The organism is Pseudomonas sp. Marseille-P9899, from assembly GCF_903166565.1.
Lineage (GTDB): Bacteria > Pseudomonadota > Gammaproteobacteria > Pseudomonadales > Pseudomonadaceae > Aquipseudomonas > Aquipseudomonas huaxiensis.
In genome coordinates, this window is record NZ_CAESCG010000003.1 from 380,096 (window position 1) to 404,590 (window position 24,495).

Annotated in this window: 21 protein-coding genes; 19 read left to right on the forward strand and 2 right to left on the reverse strand. The window is 62.3% G+C overall.

Annotation, left to right across the window (positions count from 1 at the left end; translation table 11 throughout):
- Window positions 1-120: 120 nt before the first annotated feature.
- The 16 genes from mraZ to lpxC all read left to right on the forward strand — a co-directional run bounded on the left by mraZ (window position 121) and on the right by lpxC (window position 17,900).
- Window positions 121-576: a division/cell wall cluster transcriptional repressor MraZ gene (gene mraZ / locus HWV67_RS17555; RefSeq protein WP_095154653.1), complete on the forward strand. Its 456-nt coding sequence runs from the start codon at window positions 121-123 to the stop codon at window positions 574-576.
- The gene (gene rsmH, locus HWV67_RS17560; RefSeq protein WP_371864270.1) at window positions 573-1,520 is read left to right on the forward strand and encodes a 16S rRNA (cytosine(1402)-N(4))-methyltransferase RsmH; all 948 of its coding nucleotides are present in this window, start codon (window positions 573-575) and stop codon (window positions 1,518-1,520) included. Before mraZ ends, rsmH begins: the two co-directional genes overlap by 4 nt.
- Window positions 1,517-1,810 carry a cell division protein FtsL gene (ftsL, locus tag HWV67_RS17565; RefSeq protein ID WP_095154655.1) on the forward strand — a complete coding sequence of 98 codons (294 nt, stop codon included), beginning with the start codon at window positions 1,517-1,519 and terminating at the stop codon, window positions 1,808-1,810. Before rsmH ends, ftsL begins: the two co-directional genes overlap by 4 nt.
- A complete protein-coding gene (locus HWV67_RS17570; RefSeq protein WP_175652473.1) occupies window positions 1,810-3,543 on the forward strand; it encodes a peptidoglycan D,D-transpeptidase FtsI family protein in 1,734 nt (577 codons plus the stop codon). The genes ftsL and HWV67_RS17570 overlap by 1 nt, the downstream gene beginning before the upstream one ends.
- Window positions 3,543-5,006 carry a UDP-N-acetylmuramoyl-L-alanyl-D-glutamate--2,6-diaminopimelate ligase gene (locus HWV67_RS17575; RefSeq protein ID WP_175652153.1) on the forward strand — a complete coding sequence of 488 codons (1,464 nt, stop codon included), beginning with the start codon at window positions 3,543-3,545 and terminating at the stop codon, window positions 5,004-5,006. Before HWV67_RS17570 ends, HWV67_RS17575 begins: the two co-directional genes overlap by 1 nt.
- Entirely contained in the window at window positions 4,999-6,366 is a 1,368-nt protein-coding gene (locus tag HWV67_RS17580; protein ID WP_175652154.1) for a UDP-N-acetylmuramoyl-tripeptide--D-alanyl-D-alanine ligase, read from the forward strand. The genes HWV67_RS17575 and HWV67_RS17580 overlap by 8 nt, the downstream gene beginning before the upstream one ends.
- Entirely contained in the window at window positions 6,366-7,448 is a 1,083-nt protein-coding gene (gene mraY / locus HWV67_RS17585) for a phospho-N-acetylmuramoyl-pentapeptide-transferase (RefSeq protein ID WP_095154662.1), read from the forward strand. The genes HWV67_RS17580 and mraY overlap by 1 nt, the downstream gene beginning before the upstream one ends.
- A gap of 5 nt (window positions 7,449-7,453) precedes the next feature.
- Window positions 7,454-8,800 carry a UDP-N-acetylmuramoyl-L-alanine--D-glutamate ligase gene (gene murD / locus HWV67_RS17590; RefSeq protein WP_175652155.1) on the forward strand — a complete coding sequence of 449 codons (1,347 nt, stop codon included), beginning with the start codon at window positions 7,454-7,456 and terminating at the stop codon, window positions 8,798-8,800.
- Entirely contained in the window at window positions 8,797-10,014 is a 1,218-nt protein-coding gene (ftsW, locus tag HWV67_RS17595; protein ID WP_095154666.1) for a putative lipid II flippase FtsW, read from the forward strand. The genes murD and ftsW overlap by 4 nt, the downstream gene beginning before the upstream one ends.
- Window positions 10,004-11,083: an undecaprenyldiphospho-muramoylpentapeptide beta-N-acetylglucosaminyltransferase gene (gene murG / locus HWV67_RS17600; protein WP_175652156.1), complete on the forward strand. Its 1,080-nt coding sequence runs from the start codon at window positions 10,004-10,006 to the stop codon at window positions 11,081-11,083. Before ftsW ends, murG begins: the two co-directional genes overlap by 11 nt.
- On the forward strand, window positions 11,076-12,530 hold the full coding sequence (murC, locus tag HWV67_RS17605) for a UDP-N-acetylmuramate--L-alanine ligase (protein ID WP_095154670.1): 1,455 nt from the start codon (window positions 11,076-11,078) through the stop codon (window positions 12,528-12,530). The genes murG and murC overlap by 8 nt, the downstream gene beginning before the upstream one ends.
- Complete coding sequence (locus HWV67_RS17610) at window positions 12,527-13,483, forward strand: D-alanine--D-alanine ligase (RefSeq protein ID WP_095154672.1); 957 nt, start codon at window positions 12,527-12,529, stop codon at window positions 13,481-13,483. Before murC ends, HWV67_RS17610 begins: the two co-directional genes overlap by 4 nt.
- A gap of 4 nt (window positions 13,484-13,487) precedes the next feature.
- Entirely contained in the window at window positions 13,488-14,354 is an 867-nt protein-coding gene (locus tag HWV67_RS17615; RefSeq protein WP_095154673.1) for a cell division protein FtsQ/DivIB, read from the forward strand.
- A 14-nt stretch (window positions 14,355-14,368) separates the two neighbouring features.
- On the forward strand, window positions 14,369-15,622 hold the full coding sequence (gene ftsA / locus HWV67_RS17620) for a cell division protein FtsA (RefSeq protein WP_095154675.1): 1,254 nt from the start codon (window positions 14,369-14,371) through the stop codon (window positions 15,620-15,622).
- Window positions 15,623-15,679: 57 nt separating this feature from the next.
- Entirely contained in the window at window positions 15,680-16,876 is a 1,197-nt protein-coding gene (gene ftsZ / locus HWV67_RS17625) for a cell division protein FtsZ (protein ID WP_095154677.1), read from the forward strand.
- A gap of 112 nt (window positions 16,877-16,988) precedes the next feature.
- Window positions 16,989-17,900 carry a UDP-3-O-acyl-N-acetylglucosamine deacetylase gene (gene lpxC / locus HWV67_RS17630; protein WP_095154679.1) on the forward strand — a complete coding sequence of 304 codons (912 nt, stop codon included), beginning with the start codon at window positions 16,989-16,991 and terminating at the stop codon, window positions 17,898-17,900.
- Window positions 17,901-17,961: 61 nt separating this feature from the next.
- Here lpxC and HWV67_RS17635 read toward each other — a convergent pair whose 3' ends face one another.
- The gene (locus tag HWV67_RS17635; protein ID WP_095154681.1) at window positions 17,962-18,432 is read right to left on the reverse strand and encodes a DUF721 domain-containing protein; all 471 of its coding nucleotides are present in this window, start codon (window positions 18,430-18,432) and stop codon (window positions 17,962-17,964) included.
- Window positions 18,433-18,713: 281 nt separating this feature from the next.
- Here HWV67_RS17635 and secA point away from each other — a divergent pair, with 281 nt between their 5' ends.
- The 3 genes from secA to HWV67_RS17650 all read left to right on the forward strand — a co-directional run bounded on the left by secA (window position 18,714) and on the right by HWV67_RS17650 (window position 23,832).
- Window positions 18,714-21,449, forward strand: coding sequence for a preprotein translocase subunit SecA (secA, locus tag HWV67_RS17640; protein ID WP_095154683.1), 2,736 nt, complete (start codon window positions 18,714-18,716; stop codon window positions 21,447-21,449).
- Between the two features lie 126 nt (window positions 21,450-21,575).
- Window positions 21,576-22,793: a bifunctional glutamate N-acetyltransferase/amino-acid acetyltransferase ArgJ gene (argJ, locus tag HWV67_RS17645; RefSeq protein WP_175652157.1), complete on the forward strand. Its 1,218-nt coding sequence runs from the start codon at window positions 21,576-21,578 to the stop codon at window positions 22,791-22,793.
- Window positions 22,794-22,887: 94 nt separating this feature from the next.
- Window positions 22,888-23,832, forward strand: coding sequence for a Nudix family hydrolase (locus HWV67_RS17650; protein WP_175652158.1), 945 nt, complete (start codon window positions 22,888-22,890; stop codon window positions 23,830-23,832).
- Window positions 23,833-23,932: 100 nt separating this feature from the next.
- On the opposite strand, the gene HWV67_RS17655 is transcribed toward HWV67_RS17650, so the two are convergent.
- Window positions 23,933-24,493, reverse strand: coding sequence for a cob(I)yrinic acid a,c-diamide adenosyltransferase (locus tag HWV67_RS17655; RefSeq protein WP_095154689.1), 561 nt, complete (start codon window positions 24,491-24,493; stop codon window positions 23,933-23,935).
- Between the last annotated feature and the right edge of the window lie 2 nt (window positions 24,494-24,495).

Below are 24,495 nucleotides of genomic sequence, written 5' to 3' on the forward strand. Positions count from 1 at the left end.
TCCTTATATGCGCGCCTTGACGGTGCGGTAGGCGGATTCCTATAGTGTGCGCAAGTGGCAGAAAGTGGCATGAAGTGGGTTTTCAGACACCAAAAAGCTAACAATTAGGGAATCGCAGCCGTGTTCCGCGGAGCAAACGCCATCAACCTCGACGCCAAGGGCCGTCTCGCGATGCCGAGCCGGTACCGTGACGAGCTTGAATCGCGTAGCTCGGGGCAGTTGATTGTGACGATCGATGCGGTTGATCCCTGCTTGTGTGTGTATCCGCTCGATGAGTGGGAGCTGATAGAAGCCAAGTTGCGCGCCTTGCCGTCGTTACGCGAAGAGAACCGTCGCCTGCAGCGTTTGCTGATTGGCAATGCGGTGGATCTGGAGCTCGACGGCAGCGGCCGTTTTCTCGTTCCGCCGCGTTTGCGCGAATACGCCAAGCTCGACAAGCGAGCGATGCTGGTGGGGCAACTGAACAAATTCCAACTGTGGGACGAGGATGCCTGGAACGCTGTTTCCGCAGCGGATCTGGCAGCCATTCAACAACCGGGCGCCATGCCTGATGAACTGCGTGATTTGATCCTGTGACTATAGATAGCGGCTTTAACCACATCACTGTGCTACTGGACGAAGCCGTAGAGGCTCTCGCCGTGCGCGCCGATGGTTGCTATCTCGATGGTACCTTCGGACGTGGCGGTCACAGCCGACTGATTCTCAAACACCTTGGGCCTGATGGCCGTTTGCTGGGTTTCGACAAGGACCCTCAAGCGATTGCCACCGGGCAAGCGCTGGCGGCCGAAGACGGCCGCTTTGTCATTGTGCAGCGCAGCTTTGCCGAGCTGGGTTCGGAAGTCGCCGAGCGCGGCCTGTCGGACAAGGTCAGCGGTGTGCTGTTCGACCTGGGCGTGTCCTCGCCGCAACTGGATGACCCGGAGCGCGGCTTCAGTTTCCTCAACGATGGCCCGCTGGACATGCGTATGGACCCGTCCCGGGGCGTCAGCGCTGCCGACTTCATCGCCTCCGCGCCTGAAGAAGAAATTGCCCGGGTATTCAAGGAATACGGCGAAGAGCGTTTCGCCAGGCGTATGGCCCGCGCCGTAGTCCTGCGCCGTGCGGAGCAACCCTTCACCCGCACCGCCGACCTGGCCGAAGTGCTCAAGGTCGCCAACCCTGCCTGGGAGAAAGGCAAGAACCCCGCAACTCGGGCGTTCCAGGGGCTACGCATCCATGTAAACAATGAACTGGGCGACCTTGAAGTCGGTTTGCAGGCTGCACTCGATGCCCTGGAAATCGGTGGCCGCCTGGTGGTGATCAGCTTCCACTCCCTGGAAGACCGCATCGTCAAACTGTTCATGCGCAAGCTGGCCAAGGGCGAGGCGGACAACCTGCCGCGCAACTTGCCAGTCCAGCACAAACCGTTCGAGCCGAAGATCAGGACCATCGGCAAGGCACAGTTCGCTTCCGACGCTGAACTCAAGGCCAACCCGCGGTCGCGCAGCGCCGTCATGCGTGTGGCGGAGAAGCTGCGGTGAGCAGGCTCTATGCCAAGCCTTTGCCCGGCGGGAGCTTCCTGATGCTCCTGCTGTTCATTGGCGTGCTCGTTTCCTCGGTCGCGGTGTCCTACAGCGCCCACTGGAACCGGCAACTGCTCAATACCCTGTACGGCGAGCTCAACGAGCGCGACAAAGCACAGGCCGAGTGGGGCCGTCTGATTCTTGAGCAAAGCACCTGGACCGCCCATAGCCGTATCGAAACCCTGGCCAGTGAGCAGCTGAAAATGCGCATCCCTGCCGCAGATGAAGTGCGGATGGTGGCGCCATGATGAAGCTCGAAGGCGCCCTCTACCCCTGGCGCTTCCGGGTAGTGCTCGGTTTGCTGGCACTGATGGTCGGTGCCATCGCCTGGCAGATCATCGACCTGCAGGTAGTCGACCGTGACTTCCTGAAAAGCCAGGGCGATGCCCGCAGCATGCGGCACATCCCGATTCCCGCACACCGTGGTCTGATCACCGATCGCAATGGCGAGCCTCTGGCGGTGAGTACCCCGGTGACCACCCTGTGGGCCAACCCCAAGGAAATGCAGGCCGCCAAGGATCGCTGGCCGGCGCTGGCTGTCGCCATCAACCAGAACCCCAAGCAACTGACCGAACGTCTTGAGCAGCAGGCCAGTAAAGAATTCATCTACCTGGTCCGCGGCCTGACCCCGGAGCAGGGTCAGGTTGTGCTCGACCTGAAGGTTCCTGGTGTCTATGGCATCGAGGAATTTCGTCGTTTCTACCCCGCAGGGGATGTCGCGGCTCACATGGTTGGCTTTACCGACCTCGACGACCATGGTCGCGAAGGGGTCGAGCTGGCCTACGATGAGTGGCTGGCCGGCGTGCCCGGCAAGCGGCAAGTCATCAAGGACCGACGCGGTCGCTTGATCAAGGATGTCCAGGTCACCAAAAACGCCAAGGCCGGAAAGACCTTGGCGTTGTCGATCGACCTGCGCCTGCAATACCTGGCCACCCGCGAACTGCGCAACGCGATTGCCGAGCAGGAGGCCAAGGCCGGCAGCCTGGTGATCATGGACGTGAAAACCGGCGAAGTGCTGGCCATGGTCAACCAACCCACTTACAACCCGAACAACCGTCGCAGCATGTTCCCGGCGGCGATGCGTAACCGCGCCATCATCGACGTGTTCGAGCCGGGTTCGACAGTGAAGCCGCTGTCGATGAGCGCCGCGCTGCAAAGCGGCCGCTGGAAGCCGACCGACAAGGTTGAAGTCTATCCGGGCACCCTGCAGCTGGGGCGTTACACCATTCGTGACGTTTCCAAGACGGAAGGCCCGGTCCTCGACCTGACCGGCATCCTGATCAACTCCAGTAACGTGGGCATGTCCAAAGTCGCCTTCGATATCGGTGGCGAAGCGATCTACCGCGTCATGTCGCAACTCGGTCTGGGTCAGTACACCGGACTTGGTTTCCCGGGTGAGCGAGTCGGCAACCTGCCAAACCACCGCGAGTGGCGCAAGGCCGAAACCGCGACCCTGTCCTACGGCTACGGCCTGTCGGTTACTGCGCTGCAACTGGTGCATGCCTACGCGGCCCTGGCCAACGACGGCAAGATGGTTCCGCTGAGCATCCTGAAAACGGACAAGGCGCCGGAAGAAACCCAGGTGGTGCCGAAAGAGACAGCCGAGACCATTCAGCAAATGTTGCAACAGGTTATCGAGGCGCCGCGAGGCGTTTTCCGCGCTCAGGTGCCGTCGTACCACGTTGCCGGCAAGAGTGGTACTGCGCGTAAGGCGACCATCGGTTCGAAGGGCTACACCGAAAACGCCTACCGCTCGCTGTTCGCAGGCTTCGGCCCGATGAGTGACCCGCGTTACGCCGTGGTCGTGGTGATCGACGAACCAAGCAAAGGCGGTTACTTCGGTGGCCTTGTATCCGCGCCGGTCTTCAGCAAGGTCATGTCTGGCACCCTGCGTCTGATGAACGTGCCGCCAGATAACCTGCCCGCCCCGACACCTCAGCAGCAAGCCGATGCTGCGTCCGCCAAAGGAGGGCGTGGTTGATGACGATGCCATTGAGTAAATTGTTCGCCAACGCCAGCAGCGATCCCCTGATTCGCGAGCTGACCCTGGACAGCCGCAACGTGCGGGCAGGTGATCTGTTCCTGGCGGTGCCCGGGGCCAAGGTCGATGGTCGTGACCATATCGCCGATGCGTTGAAGCGCGGCGCAGCCGCCGTGGCTTATGAAGTGCAGGGCGCTACGGTCCTGCCGATCACCAGCGTGCCGCTTATCCCGGTAAAGGGCCTGATTGCTCAGTTGTCGGAAATCGCCGGTCGTTTCTATGGTGAGCCAAGCCGTTTGCTGGATCTGGTCGGTGTCACCGGCACCAACGGCAAGACCAGCGTCACGCAACTGGTCGCCCAGGCGCTGGACCTGCTGGGGCAGCACTGTGGCTTGATCGGTACGTTGGGCACTGGCTTCTACGGCGCACTGGAAAGTGGCCGTCTGACCACGCCTGATCCGCTGGCCGTGCAGGCAACCCTGAATAACCTGAAAAAGGCCGGCGCTCGCGCCGTGGCCATGGAAGTTTCGTCTCACGCGCTGGAGCAGGGGCGTGTCGCCGCGCTGGCATTCGATATCGTCGTGATGACCAACCTGTCCCGCGATCACCTCGATTATCACGGCACTATGGAAGCCTACAAAGCCGCCAAGGCGCGCTTGTTCTCCTGGCCGAATCTGCGCTGCCGGGTGGTCAATCTGGATGACGATTTCGGTCGCGAACTGGCCAGCCAGCAAGGCGAGTCCCGTCTGATCAGCTACAGCCTCAAGGATCCCGCCGCAACCTTGTATTGCCGCGAAGCCACCTTCGATGACGACGGCGTACGTGCGGTGCTGGTGACGCCACAAGGCGAGCACATGCTGCGCAGCCGCCTGCTCGGTCGCTTCAACCTGAGCAATATGCTGGCCGCTGTCGGCACCTTGCTGGCGATGGAGCATCCGCTCGACGAGATTCTCAAGGTCACCGCCAAGCTGGAAGGCCCGATCGGCCGGATGCAGCGCCTCGGCGGCGGCAGCAAACCGCTGGTCGTGGTCGATTACGCACACACGCCCGATGCCCTGGAAAAAGTGCTCGAGGCCCTGCGTCCTCACGCTCAAGGCAAGTTGACCTGCCTGTTCGGTTGCGGCGGTGATCGTGATCGCGGCAAACGCCCGCTGATGGCCGAGATGGCCGAGCGCCTGGCGGACCGGGTGATCGTCACTGACGACAATCCGCGCACTGAAGATCCGCTGGTGATTTTCGACGACATTCGTCCTGGCTTGACCAACCCTGAGTCCGCCACCTTTATCTCCGGTCGCGGTGAAGCAATTGCTGGTGCCATCGCATCGGCTGCTGCGGACGACGTCATCGTCCTGGCTGGCAAGGGGCATGAGGACTATCAGGAAATCAACGGCCAGCGGCATGACTTCTCCGATCTGGTTGAAGCCGAAAAAGCGCTGGCAGTCTGGGAGGCCTCTCATGCTTGAGCCACTTTCCCTCACCCAGTTGATCGAACCGCTGAAGGGGCGCCTGGTAGGCGCTGATGCGCGTTTCGACGGTGTCAGCATCGACAGCCGCAAGATCGACGCGGGACAACTGTTCGTCGCGCTGGCGGGGCCGCGCTTCGACGGGCATGACTATCTGAATGAAGTCGCCGCCAGAGGCGCCGTCGCGGCGCTGGTCGAGCGGGAAGTCGCCGGCGCGAGCCTGCCGCAACTGGTTGTGGCCGATACCCGCCTGGCGCTGGGCCAGCTGGCTGCGCTGAACCGCCGTGCATTCAAGCAGCCTGTAGCCGCAATCACCGGTTCCAGCGGCAAGACCACGGTCAAGGAAATGCTTGCCAGTATCCTGCGCACTCGTGGCCCCGTCCTGGCGACCCGCGGCAACCTGAATAACGATCTCGGCGCGCCGCTGACTTTGCTCGAACTGGCGCCGGAACACACCGCAGCGGTGATCGAGCTTGGCGCTTCGCGTATCGGCGAAATCGCCTACACCGTGGGCCTGACCCGTCCGAGCGTGGCGTTGATCAACAACGCGGGCACTGCTCATGTCGGTGAGTTCGGTGGGCCGGAGAAGATTGTCGAAGCCAAGGGCGAGATTCTCGAAGGGCTTGGAGAGGACGGCGTCGCGGTATTGAACCTCGACGACAAAGCCTTTGGCATATGGAAACAGCGCACAGGTAAACATGCGGTATTGAGTTTTGCGCTGAACAACCCGGCTGCCGATTTCCATGCCAGCGATATCGGCAACGACGAGCGCGGTTGCCCGGCCTTCGTGCTGCACGGTCCGCAAGGCCATGTGTCGATCCAGCTCAACCTGCTGGGGACTCACAACATCAGCAACGCACTCGCCGCTGCGGCAGCCGCTCATGCCTTCGGTGTGACGCTGGGCGGTATCGCGCAGGGCTTGAACACGGTGCAGCCAGTCAAAGGGCGCACGGTGGTGCAGATGACCGACGCAGGTGCCCGGGTCATCGATGACACTTACAACGCAAACCCCACCTCGATGTGCGCGGCCGTTGATATACTTGCCGGCTTTTCCGGTCGCACCGTCCTGGTGCTCGGGGATATCGGCGAGTTGGGCCAGTGGGCAGAAGAGGGCCATCGTCAGGTTGGGGAATACGCCAAAGACAAGGTTTCCGCGCTGTATGCCGTAGGTCCGATGATGGCCCACGCGGTCAAGGCGTTTGGCAAGAATGCCCGCCATTTCGCAAGTCAAGCTGACCTGATCGACGCCATTCGCGGCGAGCAGGCCACTAACACCACTATTTTGATCAAGGGTTCGCGCAGCGCTGCGATGGAGAACGTCGTGGCGGCTTTGTGCGGTTCCAGCGGGGAGAAACATTAATGCTGCTGCTGTTGGCCGAGTACCTGCAACAGTTCTACAAAGGCTTCGCGGTCTTTCAGTACCTGTCCCTGCGCGGGATTCTGGGGGTACTGACTGCGCTGTCGCTGGCCCTTTGGCTGGGCCCGTGGATGATCCGCACCCTGCAGATCCGCCAGATCGGTCAGTCGGTCCGTAACGACGGTCCGCAATCGCACCTGTCCAAGTCCGGCACGCCGACCATGGGTGGCGCGCTGATTCTTTCCGCCATCGGCGTCAGCACGCTGCTCTGGGCTGACCTGAGCAACCGCTACGTCTGGGTCGTGCTGATCGTCACGCTGTTGTTCGGCGCCATCGGCTGGGTCGACGACTACCGCAAGGTCATCGAGAAGAACTCCCGTGGTCTGCCGAGTCGCTGGAAGTATTTCTGGCAGTCGGTGTTCGGTCTCGGCGCCGCGATCTTCCTCTATATGACCGCTCCGACCAGCGTGGAAACCACCCTGATCGTGCCGATGCTCAAGGATGTCACCATTCCGCTGGGCGTCGGCTTCGTGGTCCTGACCTACTTCGTGATCGTCGGTTCGAGCAACGCGGTCAACCTGACTGACGGCCTCGACGGCCTGGCCATCCTGCCGACGGTACTGGTGGGCGGCGCCCTGGGTATCTTCTGCTACCTGTCGGGTAACGTGAAATTCGCCGAATACCTGCTGATTCCTTACGTGCCGGGCGCGGGCGAGCTGATCGTGTTCTGCGGCGCGCTGATCGGTGCCGGCCTCGGCTTCCTCTGGTTCAACACCTATCCGGCACAAGTCTTCATGGGCGACGTCGGCGCGCTGGCACTGGGTGCGGCGCTGGGCACCATCGCCGTGATCGTTCGCCAGGAAATCGTCCTGTTCATCATGGGCGGCGTGTTCGTCATGGAAACCCTGTCGGTCGTCATCCAGGTCGCTTCGTTCAAGCTGACCGGCAAGCGGGTGTTCCGCATGGCGCCGATTCACCACCACTTTGAACTCAAGGGCTGGCCCGAGCCGCGCGTGATCGTCCGCTTCTGGATCATCACCGTGGTGCTGGTGCTGATTGGCCTTGCCACCCTGAAACTGAGGTAGAGCGCGTGTCACTGATCGCATCTGACCACTTCCGCATCGTTGTCGGCCTCGGCAAGAGCGGCATGTCCCTGGTTCGCTTCCTGGCGAACCGGGGCGTTGCGTTTGCGGTGGCCGATACCCGGGAGAACCCACCGGAGCTGGCGACGCTGCGACGCGACTACCCACAGATCGAAGTGCGCTGTGGCGAGCTGGATGTGGACTTCCTCTGCCGCGCCGACGAGCTCTACGTCAGCCCTGGCCTGGCACTCGCTACGCCGGCCTTGCAGCAGGCCGCCGCTCGCGGCGTGAAGCTATCGGGTGATATCGAACTGTTCGCCCGCAATGCCAAGGCTCCGATCATTGCCATCAGTGGTTCCAACGCCAAGAGCACTGTGACCACCCTGGTCGGCGAGATGGCCGCAGCGGCGGGCAAACGTGTGGCAGTCGGCGGCAACCTCGGCACTCCCGCGCTGGACCTGCTCAGCGATGATGTCGAGCTGTACGTGATGGAGCTGTCGAGCTTCCAGTTGGAAACCACCGATCAGCTCAACGCTGAAGTGGCGACCGTGCTCAATGTCAGCGAAGACCATATGGATCGCTACAGTGGCCTGCCGGCTTATCACCTGGCCAAGCACCGGATCTTCCGTGGTGCGCGACAAGTGGTGGTCAACCGTCAGGATGCCCTGAGCCGTCCGTTGCTGACCGAAGGCCAGCCGTGCTGGACCTTCGGCCTGAACAAACCTGATTTCAAGGCCTTCGGCCTGCGCGAAGAGGGTGGCGAGAAGTACCTGGCGTTCGAGTTCCAGAACCTCATGCCGGTACGCGAGTTGAAGATCCGCGGTGCACATAACCAGTCCAATGCCCTGGCGGCGTTGGCACTGGGCCATGCGGTCGGCCTGCCGTTCGACGCCATGCTGGAAAGCCTGCGCAATTTCGGTGGCCTCGCCCATCGCTGCCAGTGGGTACGCGAGCGTAACGAGGTCAACTGGTACGACGATTCCAAAGCCACCAACGTTGGCGCCGCTCTGGCTGCCATCGAAGGGCTGGGCGCGGATATCGACGGCAAACTGGTACTGATCGCTGGTGGAGATGGCAAAGGTGCCGATTTCTCTGGCCTGCGCGCGCCGGTTGCCGAGCATTGCCGCGCGGTGGTGCTGCTGGGTCGTGATGCCGAACGGCTGGCTGAAACGCTGAGCGACAGCGTGCCGCTGGTGCGCGTGAAGACACTCGATGAGGCGGTGCAGCAGTGTGCCGAACTGGCTCAGCCGGGCGATGCGGTGTTGCTGTCGCCGGCCTGTGCCAGCCTCGACATGTTCAAGAACTTTGAAGAGCGTGGGCGCCTGTTCGCCCAGGCCGTGGGAGGGCTGGCATGATCTTCGGCGCCATCAAGCCCTACCCGTCGCCGCTGATCAGCGGCCGTGGCATCGACCTGGACTTCCCGTTCCTGGTCGGTTGCCTGGCATTGCTCGGGCTGGGCCTGGTGATGATCACCTCGGCGTCCTCGGAAGTGGCTGCGGCCCAGTCGGGTAACCCGCTGTACCACATGATTCGTCACCTGGTGTACGTGACCCTGGGGCTCGGCGCATGCATCGTCACCATGATGGTGCCGATCTCGACCTGGCAGCGCATGGGTTACCTGATGCTGATCGGTGCCTTCGGCTTGCTGATACTGGTGCTGGTCCCTGGCATCGGTCGTGAAGTGAACGGTTCGTGGCGCTGGATCGGTTTCAGCTTCTTCAACGTGCAGCCATCGGAAATCGCCAAGGTCTTCGTGGTCATCTACCTCGCGGGCTACCTGGTGCGTCGGCAGCAGGAAGTGCGCGAGAGCTGGATGGGCTTCTTCAAGCCCTTCATCGTGCTGCTGCCGATGGCGGGCCTGCTGCTCATGGAGCCGGACTTCGGCGCCACCGTTGTAATGATGGGCTCGGCTGCGGCCATGCTGTTCCTCGGCGGGGTCGGCTTGTTCCGCTTCGGCCTGATGGTGGCGCTGGCAGTGGGCGCGGTGTTCGTCCTGGTTCAGGCGCAGCCCTACCGGATGGCCCGTCTGACAACCTTCACCGACCCGTGGGCGGACCAGTTCGGTTCCGGCTATCAGTTGACCCAGGCGTTGATCGCCTTCGGTCGCGGCGAGTGGTTCGGCGTCGGTCTGGGTAACAGCGTGCAGAAGCAGTTCTACCTGCCGGAAGCACATACCGACTTCGTGTTCTCGGTGCTGGCCGAGGAGCTGGGCGTAGTGGGCTCACTGGCGACGCTGGCGCTGTTCGTCTTCGTCACCGTCCGCGCCTTGTACATCGGTCTGTGGGCCGAGAAAGCCAAGCAATTCTTCGCCGCCTACGTGGCGTTCGGGCTGGCGTTCCTGTGGATCGGCCAGTTCCTCATCAATATCGGTGTGAACATCGGCCTGCTACCAACCAAAGGGCTGACCCTGCCTTTCCTCAGTTACGGGGGCAGTTCGCTGGTCATCTGCTGTGCCTGCGTGGGGTTGCTGCTGCGTATCGAATGGGAGAGCCGCACGCACCTGGGCAGCGAGGAACACGAGTTCGACGAAGACGACTTTGCCGAGGAGCCGAATCATCATGGCCGCTGACGGCAAGAACGTATTGATCATGGCCGGCGGAACCGGCGGCCATGTGTTCCCGGCACTCGCCTGTGCCCGGGAATTCCAGGCGCGCGGCTTCACCGTGCACTGGCTGGGAACGCCACGCGGCATTGAAAACGAACTGGTGCCGCAGGCTGGCCTGCAGTTGCACCTGATCAACGTCACCGGCCTGCGCGGCAAGGGCAAGCTGTCGCTGCTCAAGGCGCCATTCACCCTGATCAAGGCCGTGCTGCAGGCTCGCCGGATCATCCGCCAGCTCAAGCCGGTCTGCGTGGTCGGCTTCGGCGGTTACGTGACCGGCCCCGGCGGCGTTGCCGCGAGGCTGGCGGGCGTGCCCGTGGTAATCCACGAGCAGAACGCCCGGGCTGGTACCGCCAATCGGCTGCTGGTGCCGCTGGCTGGCCGTGTCTGTGAAGCGTTCCCGAACACGTTCGACGCTAGCGAAAAACGTCGCACCACCGGTAATCCGGTGCGCAGTGAACTGTTTCTGGAGCCTGTGCGTGAAGCCCTGCCGGGGCGCCGTGCGCGGCTACTGGTGCTGGGCGGCAGCCTCGGTGCCGAGCCGTTGAACAAGCTGTTGCCCCAGGCCCTGGCGCTGGTGCCGGAGACCATTCGTCCCGAGGTGTTCCACCAGGCCGGGAAGAATCACGACCAGATCACCGCCGAGCGTTATCGCGAAGCCGGGATCGAGGCTCAGGTAGAGCCGTTTATCAAGGATATGGCCCAAGCCTATGGCTGGGCCGACCTGGTGGTGTGCCGTGCCGGCGCGCTGACCGTCAGTGAGCTGGCGGCGGCAGGCCTGCCTTCGATGCTGGTGCCCTTGCCCCATGCGATCGACGACCACCAGACCCACAACGCCCATTATCTGGTCCGCGAAGGTGCTGCCTTCCTGATGCCACAAGCGACAACTGGCGCAGCGCAGCTCGCTGAACGCCTGAACGAGGTACTGATGCAACCGGAAAAACTCGACACCATGGCCGCCACCGCGCGCCGCCTGGCTAAACCTGCTGCTACCCGCACCGTGGTCGACATCTGCCTGGAGGTGGCCCATGGTTGAGAACCAGAAAGCCATGCCTCAGCCCGAGATGCGCCGCATCCGCCGCATTCACTTCGTCGGTATCGGCGGCGTGGGTATGTGTGGTATCGCCGAAGTGCTGCTGAACCTGGGCTACCAGGTGTCCGGCTCGGACCTCAAGGCCTCGGCAGTGACCGAGCGCCTGGAGTCCTTCGGTGCTGAAATCTTCATTGGCCACCGTGCCGAGAACGCCGCCACCGCTGATGTGCTGGTGGTTTCCAGCGCGATCAACACCGCCAACCCGGAAGTTGCCACCGCGCTGGAACGTCGTATTCCTGTCGTGCCGCGCGCCGAGATGCTCGCCGAGCTGATGCGCTATCGCCACGGCATCGCGGTCGCCGGCACCCACGGCAAGACCACCACCACCAGCCTGCTGGCCTCGGTGTTCGCCGCGGGCGGCCTCGATCCGACCTTCGTGATTGGCGGTCGTCTGAATGCTGCGGGCACCAACGCCCAGCTCGGCACCAGCCGCTACCTGATCGCCGAAGCTGACGAAAGCGACGCCAGCTTCCTGCACCTGCAGCCGCTGGTGGCGGTCGTCACCAACATCGACGCCGACCACATGGCGACCTACGAAGGCGACTTCAACAAACTGAAGAAAACCTTCGTCGAGTTCCTCCACAACCTGCCGTTCTACGGCCTGGCCGTGGTTTGCCTGGATGACCCGGTCGTGCGTGAAATCCTGCCGCTGGTCAAGCGTCCGGCAGTCACCTACGGCTTCTGCGAAGAAGCTGACGTGCGTGCGATCAATGTGCGTCAGTCGGGCATGCAGACCCACTTCACCGTGCTGCGTCGCGACCGCGAGCCGCTGAACGTGTCGGTGAACATGCCGGGCAACCACAACGTGCTCAATGCGCTGGCGACCATCGCCATCGCCACCGACGAAGGCATCAGCGACGAAGCGATCGTCCAGGGCCTTTCGGGCTTCCAGGGCGTGGGCCGTCGCTTCCAGGTCTATGGCGAACTGCCGGTCGAAGACGGCAGCGTGATGCTGGTGGACGACTACGGACACCATCCGACCGAGGTCGCTGCGGTGATCAAGGCGGTCCGCGGTGGTTGGCCGGAGCGCCGCCTGGTGATGGTCTATCAGCCACACCGCTACAGCCGGACCCGCGACCTGTACGACGATTTCGTCCAGGTGCTGGCCGACGCCAACGTACTGCTGTTGATGGAGGTCTACCCGGCCGGCGAAGAGCCAATCCCGGGTGCCGACAGCCGCCAGCTGTGCCGCAGCATTCGTCAGCGCGGTCAGCTCGACCCGATCTACATCGAGCGCGGCATCGAGCTGGCGCCACTGGTCAAGCCGCTGCTGCGCGCCGGCGACATTCTGCTCTGCCAGGGTGCCGGTGATATCGGCGGGCTGGCGCCACAACTGTTGAAGAGCCCGTTGTTCGCTGGTGCGGTTGCCAGTCAGGAGAAATCGAAATGACTGAAGCCTACGCCAAACTGCATTCCACCATTGCGCCGAAAGACTTCGGTCGCGTCGCCGTGCTTTACGGCGGCAAGAGCGCCGAGCGCGAAGTGTCGCTCAAGTCCGGTGCTGCGGTGATCGACGCGCTTCGCAGCGGCGGTGTCGACGTGGTTGCCATCGACGTCGGTGACGACCTGCTGACCCGCCTGCAGAGCGAGAAGATCGACCGCGCCTTCATCATCCTCCACGGTCGTGGCGGCGAAGACGGCAGCATGCAGGGCCTGCTGGAGTGCCTCGGCATTCCTTACACCGGCAGCGGCATCCTCGCCTCGGCACTGGCCATGGACAAGCTGCGGACCAAGCAGGTCTGGCAGAGCCTGGGCATTCCGACCCCGCGTCATGCCGTGCTGGCCAGCGAAGCCGACTGTATTTCTGCGGGCGCGGAACTGGGCTTCCCTTTGATCGTCAAACCGGCCCATGAAGGTTCCAGTATCGGTATGGCGAAAGTGACCAGCGTCGATGAATTGGTCGCCGCCTGGAAAGACGCCGCCACCTACGATTCGCAAGTGTTGGTCGAGCAGTGGATTCATGGTCCGGAGTTCACCGTTGCGGTGCTGCGTGACCAGGTGCTGCCGCCGATCGCGTTGGGCACCCCGCATACGTTCTACGACTACGACGCCAAGTACCTGGCTTCCGATACCCAGTACCGGATTCCGTGTGGCCTGGACAGCGCCAAGGAACAGGAATTGATCGACCTCACCGCCCGCGCCTGCGACGCCATTGGCATCGCCGGTTGGGGCCGTGTGGATGTGATGCAGGACGAGCAGGGCCGGTTCTGGCTGCTCGAAGTCAACACCGCGCCAGGCATGACTGACCATAGCCTGGTGCCAATGGCGGCGCGTGCGGCCGGACTCGATTTCCAGCAGTTGGTGCTGGCGATTCTGGCGGCGAGTGTCGAGGCGCGAGGTTAAGCCCATGCAAGGCGCGATGGTACGTCATCAGCAACCCGCTCCCGGCCGCAAGCCGGTGCCGCGTGGTGCCAGCCGGATGGTGGCGAAAGAGCCACTGTCGGCGCGCCTGCCCAAGCCTGGCTTCAGTGTTTTCAAGCGACTGTTGTGGCCGATCCTGCTGGTGGCCGCAGGCTTTGGCGCCTATGAAGGCGCGCAGCGGTTGATGCCGTATGCCGACCGGCCGATCACCAAGATCGCCGTGCAGGGCGACCTCAGCTACATCAGCCAGCAAGCGGTGCAGCAGCGGATCGCGCCTTATGTCGCGGCGAGCTTCTTCACCGTCGATCTGGCGAGCATGCGCGCCGAGCTGGAGCAGATGCCCTGGATCGCCCATGCCGAAGTACGCCGTGTATGGCCGGACGAGGTGGTGATCCGTCTCGAGGAGCAGTTGCCGGTGGCGCGCTGGGGTGATGATGCCTTGCTCAACAACCAGGGCCAGGCCTTCACGCCGCGCGAGCTGGCCAATTATGAGCACCTGCCGCAGTTGTTCGGGCCGCAGCGGGCTCAGCAACAAGTGATGCAGCAATATCAGGTACTGAACCAGATGCTGCGTCCCCTGGGCTTTTCGATCGCACGTCTGGAACTGCGCGAGCGTGGCAGTTGGTTCCTGACCACCGGCGCCGGAAGCGCCGGGCCGGGTATCGAACTGCTGCTGGGGCGTGACCATCTGGTGGAAAAGATGCGCCGCTTCATTGCCATTTATAACAAGACGCTCAAAGAACAGATCACGAACATCGCCCGCATCGATCTGCGTTACGCCAATGGCCTTGCCGTTGGCTGGCGGGAACCGATTGCACCGCCTGCGGCCCAATCCGCCGTGGCGAAGAATTAGAGAGAGGCAGGACCATGGCAAACGCGCATAGCGGCAAAATGATCGTCGGACTGGATATCGGCACGTCCAAGGTGGTTGCACTGGTGGGCGAAGTCGCTGCCGACGGCACACTGGAAATCGTCGGTATCGGCACCCACCCGTCGCGCGGGTTGAAGAAAGGCGTGGTGGTCAACATCGAATCCACCGTGCAGTCGATCCAGCGCGCCGTCGAAGAGGCCCAGTTGATGGCCGGCTGCCGCATCCACTCGGCATTCGTCGGTGTGGCCGGCAACCACATCCGCAGCCTGAACTCCCACGGTATCGTCGCGATCCGCGACCGTGAAGTCAGCGCCGCGGACCTCGAGCGGGTACTGGATGCCGCCCAGGCCGTTGCCATTCCTGCTGACCAGCGCGTGCTGCACACCCTGCCACAAGACTACGTCATCGATAACCAGGAAGGCGTGCGTGAGCCACTGGGCATGTCCGGCGTGCGTCTGGAAGCCAAGGTGCACGTCGTGACCTGCGCCGTGAATGCCGCGCAGAACATCGAGAAGTGCGTGCGCCGCTGCGGTCTGGAAATCGACGACATCATTCTCGAGCAATTGGCGTCGGCCTATTCCGTGCTGACCGATGACGAGAAAGAGCTGGGCGTGTGCCTGGTGGACATCGGTGGCGGCACCACCGACATCGCGATCTTCACCGAAGGCGCAATCCGCCACACCGCGGTGATCCCGATCGCTGGCGATCAGGTGACCAACGACATCGCCATGGCGCTGCGTACACCGACCCAGTACGCCGAAGAAATCAAGATCCGCTACGCCTGCGCCCTGGCCAAGCTGGCGGGTGCCGGCGAGACCATCAAGGTGCCAAGCGTGGGCGACCGCCCGCCGCGCGAACTGTCGCGCCAGGCCCTGGCCGAAGTGGTCGAGCCGCGTTACGACGAACTGTTCACCCTGATCCAGGCCGAGCTGCGTCGCAGCGGCTACGAGGACCTGGTTCCGGCCGGCATCGTGCTGACCGGTGGCACTTCGAAGATGGAAGGCGCGGTCGAGCTGGCCGAGGAAATCTTCCACATGCCAGTACGCCTGGGCGTGCCGCACAGCGTTCGCGGCCTGAGTGATGTAGTGCGCAACCCGATTTACTCCACTGGTGTGGGTCTGCTGACCTACGGCCTGCTGAAGCAGTCCGATGGCGTGCCCGTGCCAGGTATTAGAAACGACAGCTATGGCGATGAACCAAAGGCTCCTGTGCTTGAGCGTTTCAAGCGTTGGGTCCAGGGCAACTTTTAAGTTTCAAAGCAGTAGTGGTAGGCGCAAAAACTAGAGAAAAATGAAAGGAGAGGGAAAATGTTCGAGCTCGTAGACAACGTCCCGCAAAGTCCGGTCATCAAAGTGATCGGCGTCGGTGGCGGCGGTGGCAACGCCGTCAATCACATGGTGAAGAGCAACATCGAAGGCGTCGAATTCATCTGCGCCAACACTGATGCTCAGGCGCTGAAAAACATCGGCGCACGTACCATCCTGCAACTGGGTACCGGTGTGACCAAGGGCCTGGGTGCTGGCGCCAATCCGGAAGTCGGCCGTCAGGCGGCTCTGGAAGACCGTGAGCGCATCGCCGAAGTGCTGCAGGGCACCAACATGGTGTTCATCACCACTGGCATGGGCGGCGGTACCGGTACCGGTGCTGCACCGATCATCGCCGAAGTGGCCAAGGAAATGGGCATCCTCACCGTTGCGGTGGTGACCCGTCCGTTCCCGTTCGAAGGTCGCAAGCGCATGCAGATCGCCGATGAGGGCATCCGCGCGCTGGCTGAAAGCGTTGACTCGTTGATCACCATCCCGAACGAAAAGCTGCTGACCATCCTGGGCAAGGACGCGAGCCTGCTGTCCGCGTTCGCCAAGGCTGACGACGTGCTGGCGGGTGCCGTTCGCGGTATCTCCGACATCATCAAGCGTCCGGGCATGATCAACGTCGACTTCGCCGACGTGCGTACCGTGATGAGCGAAATGGGCATGGCGATGATGGGTACCGGCTGCGCCAGCGGTCCGAACCGTGCTCGTGAAGCCACTGAAGCGGCCATTCGCAACCCGCTGCTGGAAGACGTCAACCTGCAGGGCGCGCGTGGCATCCTGGTGAACATCACCGCCGGTCCTGACCTGTCGCTGGGTGAGTACTCCGACGTGGGTAGCATCATCGAGGCGTTCGCGTCGGATCACGCCATGGTCAAGGTGGGTACCGTGATCGATCCGGACATGCGCGACGAGCTGCATGTAACCGTCGTGGCCACCGGCCTGGGTGCGAAAATCGAGAAGCCTGTGAAGGTCATCGACAACACCCTGCAATCCGCCGCGGCCCAGGCTTCGACCCCGGCTCCAGCGCCTGTGCGCCACGAGCAACCGGCAGTGAACTACCGCGACCTGGAGCGTCCTACCGTGATGCGCAACCAGACGCACGCCGGTGCTGCAGCGGCTGCCAAGCTCAATCCGCAAGACGACCTGGATTACCTGGACATCCCGGCTTTCCTGCGTCGCCAGGCCGATTAATGAAATTTATCAGGGGTATTAGGGTGATTGGTGTTCAGCAAAGGCCGGGTCTGCTATTATCCCCAGCCTTTGTTGATACCAGTTCGCAATCTGTGCTGAAGCGGCCAATGCCATGATTAAACAACGCACCCTGAAAAATATTATCCGTGCCACAGGTGTCGGCCTGCACTCCGGGGAAAAGGTTTACCTGACCCTCAAACCTGCACCTGTGGACACCGGCATCGTATTTTGCCGAGCCGACCTCGATCCGGTGGTGCAGATCCCTGCCCGTGCGGAAAACGTCGGTGAGACGACCATGTCCACGACACTGGTCAATGGCGATACCAAGGTCGACACGGTAGAGCACCTGCTCTCGGCCATGGCTGGCCTGGGCATCGATAATGCCTACGTCGAGCTCTCCGCGTCGGAAGTTCCGATCATGGATGGTAGCGCTGGTCCCTTTGTATTCCTGATTCAATCTGCCGGCCTGGAAGAACAGGACGCGCCGAAGAAATTCATCCGCATCCTGCGCGAAGTGTCAGTCGAGGACGGCGACAAGCGCGCCACCTTCCTGCCTTTCGACGGGTTCAAGGTGAGTTTCGAGATCGATTTCGACCACCCGGTGTTCCGCAACCGGACTCAAAGTGCCAGCGTGGACTTTTCCAGCACCTCGTTCGTGAAGGAAGTCAGCCGCGCCCGTACCTTCGGGTTCATGAGCGACATCGAGTACCTGCGCAAGCATAACCTCGCACTCGGCGGTAGCGTGGAAAACGCCATCGTGGTGGACAAGGACGGCGTGTTGAACGAAGACGGCCTTCGCTATGAAGACGAATTCGTCAAACACAAGATCCTCGACGCCATCGGTGACCTCTACCTGCTGGGCAACAGCCTGATTGGCGAATTCCGTGGCTTCAAGTCCGGTCACGCGCTGAACAACCAGCTGTTGCGCAAGCTGATCGAGGAGAAAGACGCCTGGGAAGTGGTGATCTTCGAAGATGCCAGCACCGCACCGATCTCGTATATGCGTCCGGTAGCAGCTGTATAAGTCCGAACTCTCTCTCTAGTTTGAAGGCCACCTCCGGGTGGCCTTTTTTATTGCGCGAAATTCACTCGGTCGGCGGATTCTTGTTGCCCTTGCCATGGCTGGCCAGGCGCTCCAGCGCCGCGCGCAAGTTCGGGTCGCTGATACCTTCCGCGGTGGCCTGGATGTTCTCCGCCGACTTGCTCGAAATATCCATTACATGACCACCGGGCCGCGGGCTGCTGGCGGTCGGCTGGACCTTGAACTGGATGCGGTTGAGGCTGACGAACACGTCGAGTTGTTGCAGGGCGCGTTGCAGGCGTTTCTGCTGGTAGCGCAGACGCGTTGCCCAGTGGCCATCGGTGACCACCAGCAACAACGTACCCTCGCGCCACGAAGCGACATGGCAGTGCTCGCGGGCTGCGGGCTGCAACTGGCTTTCTACCAGGCGCTGCAATTGCGCCAGACGCTGTGCATGGCTGAACAATGCCTTGAGGGGACGGGCTTCGCGCAGGAGTACGGCGGGGGCGCGAGCGGGAGAGGGGCGGTAGGCCATGAAGACACCTGCAATGACAGTGCTGGCAATCTTATCAGATCCCTCGTCGCACACCGGACGGATGCGATTGGCAGCAATCTTGCGGCTGACGGGTTGAAGTTGGCGAAAAAGCCCTTATTGTAAAAAAGCCCCGTCAAAGCGCTGTGCCAGCATCGTGGAATTCCACCACTTTCCTCACCATCGTTTCCGGGTAGAATGCTCGTTCGCATGCGGCCAATAAGGGCTGCACGGGCGACTCACGGGGCCGCCCTCCATCCCTATGTGTGGAAGATCCTGCCGATATGTTTGCGCCTTTGTTAAAAAAACTTTTTGGAAGCAAGAACGAGCGTGAAGTCAAACGCATGCTCAAGACGGTACAGATCGTCAATGCCTTCGAAGAGCAGATGGTGGCCCTCTCTGATGAACAGTTGCGGGCCAAGACCGCCGAGTTCAAAGAGCGCCTGGCCAAAGGCGAGACCCTCGACCAGCTCCTGCCTGAAGCCTTCGCCGTCACGCGCGAAGCGGGCAAGCGGATCATGGGCATGCGTCACTTCGATGTGCAGCTGATCGGCGGCATGACCTTGCACGAAGGCATGATCGCGGAAATGCGCACCGGTGAGGGCAAGACCCTGGTAGCAACCCTGGGCGTCTACCTCAACGCACTGTCCGGCAAGGGCGTGCACGTGGTCACGGTCAACGACTACCTGGCCCGCCGCGACGCCAACTGGATGCGTCCTCTGTATGAATTCCTCGGCTTGACCGTCGGTGTCGTCACACCGTTCCAGCCGCCGGAAGAGAAGCGTATTGCCTACGCTGCCGACATCACCTACGGCACCAACAACGAATTCGGTTTCGACTACCTGCGCGACAACATGGCGTTCAGCATGGAAGAGAAATTCCAGCGCGAGCTGAATTTCGCCGTGATCGACGAAGTCGACTCCATCCTGATCGACGAAGCCCGTACCCCGCTGATCATTTCCGGTCAGGCTGAAGACAGCTCCAAGCTGTACATCGAGATCAACAAGCTGATCCCGCGCCTGAAGCAGCACATCGAAGAAGTCGAAGGCGAAGTCACCCAGGAAGGTCACTTCAAGGTTGACGAGAAGACCCGTCAGGTCGAACTCAACGAAGCCGGTCACCAGTTCATCGAAGAGATGCTCACCCAGGTCGGCCTGCTGGCCGAGGGCGAGAGCCTGTATTCCGCGCACAACCTGGGCCTGCTGACCCACGTCTATGCCGGTCTGCGTGCGCACAAGCTGTTCCACCGCAACGTCGAGTACATCGTCCAGGACGGTCAGGTTCTGCTGATCGACGAACACACCGGCCGTACCATGCCGGGTCGTCGTCTGTCCGAAGGCCTGCACCAGGCCATCGAAGCCAAGGAAAACCTGAATATCCAGGCCGAAAGCCAGACCCTGGCGTCGACCACCTTCCAGAACTACTTCCGCCTGTACAACAAGCTGTCCGGCATGACCGGTACCGCTGACACCGAGGCGTTCGAGTTCGCCCAGATCTACGCCCTCAACGTGATGGTGATTCCGCCGAACAAGCCGTTGGCGCGTAAAGACTTCAACGACCTCGTGTACCTGACCGCCGAGGAGAAGTACGCGGCGATCATCACCGACATCAAGGAAAGCATGGCTTCCGGCCGTCCTGTCCTGGTTGGTACTGCGACCATCGAAACCTCCGAGCACATGTCCAATCTGCTCAAGAAAGAGGGTATCGATCACAAGGTCCTCAACGCCAAGTACCACGAAAAAGAAGCCGAGATCATCGCCCAGGCCGGTCGCCCGGGTGCGCTGACCATCGCCACCAACATGGCCGGTCGCGGTACCGACATCCTGCTGGGCGGTAACTGGGAAGTCGAAGTGGCTTCCATGGAAAACCCGACTCCTGAGCAGATCGCCCAGATCAAGGCTGACTGGCAGAAGCGTCACCAGCAGGTGATCGAGTCCGGTGGCCTGCACGTAATCGCTTCCGAGCGCCATGAATCCCGCCGTATCGACAACCAGTTGCGTGGTCGTTCCGGTCGTCAGGGCGACCCGGGCTCTAGCCGCTTCTACCTGTCGCTGGAAGACAGCCTGATGCGCATCTTCGCCTCTGACCGGGTGAAGAACTTCATGAAAGCCCTGGGCATGCAGTCCGGCGAGGCGATCGAACACCGCATGGTGACCAACGCCATCGAGAAGGCGCAGCGCAAGGTCGAAGGTCGCAACTTCGACATCCGTAAGCAACTGCTCGAATTCGACGACGTGGCCAACGAGCAGCGCAAGGTGATCTACCACATGCGCAACAGCCTGCTGGCCGCCGAGAACGTTGGCGACACCATCGCCGAGTTCCGTCAGGAAGCCCTCGACGCGACCATCAGCCAGCACATTCCGCCACAATCGCTACCCGAGCAGTGGGATGTGACCGGTCTGGAAGCGGCCCTGGCCAGCGACTTCGGCGTGAAGCTGCCGATCCAGCAGTGGCTCGACGAAGACGATCACCTGTACGAAGAAACCCTGCGCGAGAAGCTGCTGAACGAGCTGCTGACCGCCTACAACGAGAAAGAAGACAGCGCCGGTGCCGAAGCCCTGCGTACCTTCGAGAAGCAGATCCTGCTGCGCGTCCTCGACGACCTGTGGAAAGACCACCTGTCGATGATGGACCACCTGCGACACGGCATTCACCTGCGTGGCTACGCTCAGAAGAACCCGAAACAGGAGTACAAGCGCGAGTCGTTCACCCTGTTCCAGGAACTGCTGGACTCGATCAAGCGCGACACCATCCGCGTTCTGTCCCATGTCCAGGTTCGCCGCGAGGACCCGATCGAAGAAGAAGCCCGTCTGCGCCGCGAAGCCGAAGAACTGGCCCAGCGCATGCAGTTCCAGCATGCCGCCGCGCCTGGTCTGGAAGCTGCTGAGTTGCAGGAGGACGGTGCTGAAGTCGCCGTTGCCGCCGCGCCGGTACGCAACGACATCAAGCTGGGCCGTAACGAGCCGTGCTGGTGTGGTTCGGGCAAGAAGTTCAAGCACTGCCATGGCCAGATCGACTGATCTGACCCGCCAGTGTCACGCTGAAACATGAACACCACGCCGCGACAGGCCTGACCCGTCGCGGCGTTGTTCCATCTCAAGCGCCGTCGATCAACGGCGGCATCTCAATGTTCTAGGAGCGCTTTCATGGCTGTTGGTCTTGGTCCTTTGCCAACGTTGCACCCGGTCCCCGGTTTCGAACTCGGTATCGCCTCGGCGGGCATCAAGCGTCCTGGGCGCAAGGATGTGGTGGTGATGCGCTGTGCCGAAGGCTCCAGCGTCGCTGGCGTTTTCACCCTGAACGCGTTCTGCGCTGCACCAGTGATCCTGGCCAAGCAGCGCGTGCAAGGCACCGTACGCTACCTGCTGACCAACACCGGTAACGCCAACGCCGGTACCGGCGCTCAAGGTCTCGCCGCCGCCGAGCGCACCTGCGCCAAGCTGGCCGAGCTGACTGGCGTCGACGCCAGCGCCGTGCTGCCGTTCTCCACCGGCGTGATCGGTGAGCCGCTGCCGGTCGAGAAGATCGAAGGCGCACTGCAGGCCGCCCTGGACAACCTGTCCGAGAACCACTGGGCTGAAGCCGCTACTGGCATCATGACCACCGACACCCTGCCCAAGGGCGCCAGCCGCCAGTTCCAGCACGAGGGTGTGACCATCACCGTGACTGGCATCAGCAAAGGCGCCGGGATGATCCGTCCGAACATGGCCACCATGCTCGGCTACATCGCCACCGACGCCAAAGTTGCGCCGGCGGTACTGAAAGACCTGATGCTGGACGGCGCCAACAAGTCGTTCAACCGCATCACCATCGATGGCGACACCTCGACCAACGATTGCTGCATGCTGATCGCCACCGGCAAGGCCGATGTCGCCGAAGTCACTGAAGCCAGCGGTCCGCTGTTCGAAGCGCTGAAAAAGGCCGTGTTCGAAGTCTGCATGGAAGTGGCCCAGGCCATCGTCCGTGACGGCGAAGGCGCGACCAAGTTCGTGACCGTTGAGGTCAACGGTGGTGGCAATCATCAGGAGTGCCTGGACGTCGGCTACGCCGTTGCCCACTCGCCGCTGATCAAGACCGCACTGTTCGCCTCCGACCCGAACTGGGGCCGCATCCTGGCGGCCGTTGGTCGTGCCGGCGTGCCGAACCTCGACGTCAGCCTGATCGACGTGTACCTGGGCAGCGTCTGCATCGCCAGCAAAGGCGGCCGCAGCGCGACCTACACCGAAGACCAGGGCTCCGCGGTCATGGCTCAGGAAGAGATCACCATCCGTATCGAGCTCGGCCGTGGTGATTGCAGTGAAACCATCTGGACCACCGACCTTTCTCACGAGTACGTGAAGATCAACGCCGAATACCGGACCTGATCGAACACGCGTCTCCGGCAAGCCCGCCAACCGCGGGCGGGCTTGCCGGTTCGGGTTATGTACCCAAGTGTGGATTTCTGGCGGAGAGTGAACGTTGAAACGAATTCATGTAGCAGCCGCGGTCATCCGCGGTGCGGACGGGCAACTCCTCATCGCCCGTCGCGACAAGACCCAGCATCAAGGCGGTCTCTGGGAGTTCCCCGGAGGCAAGGTTGAAGACGGCGAAACCGTGGATGCGGCCCTGGCGCGCGAGCTGCGCGAAGAGCTGGGCATCGAAGTGACCGCAGCGCGGCCACTGATCAAGATCAAGCATGACTACCCGGATAAACAGATCTTGCTGGATGTCTGGGACGTCAGCGGTTTCACGGGTGAACCCCATGGCGCCGAAGGCCAACCGCTGGCCTGGGTGTCGCCGAAGGAACTAGCGCAATACGAATTCCCCGAGGCCAACCGGCCGATCGTCGCCGCTGCGCGTTTGCCTGGCGAGTACCTGATCACGCCGGATGACCTGGAAGTCCCGCAGATGCTGCGCGGTATCCAGAAGGCCATCGCCGGCGGGATCAAGCTGGTGCAACTGCGTGCGCCGAACATGTACGACCCCAAGTACCGCGATGTTGCGGTGGACGCGGCCGGACTCTGTGCGGGCAAGGCGCAACTGATGCTCAAGGGCCCCCTGGAATGGCTGGGCGATTTCCCGTCGGCCGGCTGGCACCTGACCTCCGAGCAGTTGCGCAAGTACGCCGCCAATGGCCGTCCGTTCCCCAAGGAGCGCTGGCTGGCCGCGTCCTGCCATAACGCCGAAGAACTGGCCCTGGCTGAGCAGATGGGCGTGGATTTCGTCACCTTGTCACCGGTGCAGGCCACCCAGACTCATCCAGAGGCACAGCCATTGGGTTGGGATGCAGCACAGCAACTGATCGAAGGCTTCAACCGGCCGGTCTTCCTGCTGGGTGGCGTGGGCGCCGCCGAGCGCGAGCGCGCCTGGCGGGTTGGTGCACAAGGTGTGGCGGGGATCCGGGCGTTCTGGCCCGAGGTCTGAGTCGAATCCATTGGGGCTGCTTTGCAGCCCTTCGCGACGGTCCAGTGCCCCGGCAATCGGCGCAACCGTAGGAGCGAGCTTGCTCGCGATGGGCCTTGGCTCAGGGTTTCGCCGAGGCCTGCCAAAGCACTTCGCCGATACCCTGACGCCGCCCGATCAGGCGTGCCGCGACAAACAGCAGATCGGACAACCGATTGATGTAAGCCAGCCCGACACCCGCCAGCGGCTCGATCGCATTGAGCTGCTGGCAGCGCCGCTCGGCGCTGCGGGCCAGACTGCGGCAGACATGGGCCTGGGCCACCAGCGCCGAGCCGCCGGGCAGGATGAAGTTTTCCAGCGGACCCAGTTCTTCGTTCCAGCGATCAATGGCCGCTTCCAGCCGCTCCACTTCAACGGCGTTCAGCGCCTGATAGCTGGGCATCGCCAATTCGCCGCCAAGGTCGAACAAGCGATGCTGACAGGGCGCCAGCACCTCGATCACTTCTTCCAGTCCCTGTTCCGCCAGACCGGCCAACAGCAGCCCCAGTTGACTGTTCAGAGTATCGACTTCGCCGATGGCTTCGATGCGCGGATGGTCCTTGGGCACGCGGCGGCCGTCACCGAGGCCGGTTTCGCCCTTGTCGCCGGTGCGGGTGTAGATCTTCGACAGGCGAAAGCCCATGG

Bases quoted from the DNA above. Each gene is read 5' to 3' on its own strand.
- HWV67_RS17570 (WP_175652473.1), top strand. From the start codon at position 1,810: ATGAAGCTCGAAGGCGCCCTCTACCCCTGGCGCTTCCGGGTAGTGCTC.
- HWV67_RS17575 (WP_175652153.1), top strand. From the start codon at position 3,543: ATGACGATGCCATTGAGTAAATTGTTCGCCAACGCCAGCAGCGATCCC.
- HWV67_RS17580 (WP_175652154.1), top strand. From the start codon at position 4,999: ATGCTTGAGCCACTTTCCCTCACCCAGTTGATCGAACCGCTGAAGGGG.
- mraY (WP_095154662.1), top strand. From the start codon at position 6,366: ATGCTGCTGCTGTTGGCCGAGTACCTGCAACAGTTCTACAAAGGCTTC.
- ftsW (WP_095154666.1), top strand. From the start codon at position 8,797: ATGATCTTCGGCGCCATCAAGCCCTACCCGTCGCCGCTGATCAGCGGC.
- murG (WP_175652156.1), top strand. From the start codon at position 10,004: ATGGCCGCTGACGGCAAGAACGTATTGATCATGGCCGGCGGAACCGGC.
- murC (WP_095154670.1), top strand. From the start codon at position 11,076: ATGGTTGAGAACCAGAAAGCCATGCCTCAGCCCGAGATGCGCCGCATC.
- HWV67_RS17610 (WP_095154672.1), top strand. From the start codon at position 12,527: ATGACTGAAGCCTACGCCAAACTGCATTCCACCATTGCGCCGAAAGAC.
- HWV67_RS17615 (WP_095154673.1), top strand. From the start codon at position 13,488: ATGCAAGGCGCGATGGTACGTCATCAGCAACCCGCTCCCGGCCGCAAG.
- ftsA (WP_095154675.1), top strand. From the start codon at position 14,369: ATGGCAAACGCGCATAGCGGCAAAATGATCGTCGGACTGGATATCGGC.
- ftsZ (WP_095154677.1), top strand. From the start codon at position 15,680: ATGTTCGAGCTCGTAGACAACGTCCCGCAAAGTCCGGTCATCAAAGTG.
- lpxC (WP_095154679.1), top strand. From the start codon at position 16,989: ATGATTAAACAACGCACCCTGAAAAATATTATCCGTGCCACAGGTGTC.
- HWV67_RS17635 (WP_095154681.1), bottom strand. From the start codon at position 18,432: ATGGCCTACCGCCCCTCTCCCGCTCGCGCCCCCGCCGTACTCCTGCGC.
- secA (WP_095154683.1), top strand. From the start codon at position 18,714: ATGTTTGCGCCTTTGTTAAAAAAACTTTTTGGAAGCAAGAACGAGCGT.
- argJ (WP_175652157.1), top strand. From the start codon at position 21,576: ATGGCTGTTGGTCTTGGTCCTTTGCCAACGTTGCACCCGGTCCCCGGT.
- HWV67_RS17655 (WP_095154689.1), bottom strand. From the start codon at position 24,493: ATGGGCTTTCGCCTGTCGAAGATCTACACCCGCACCGGCGACAAGGGC.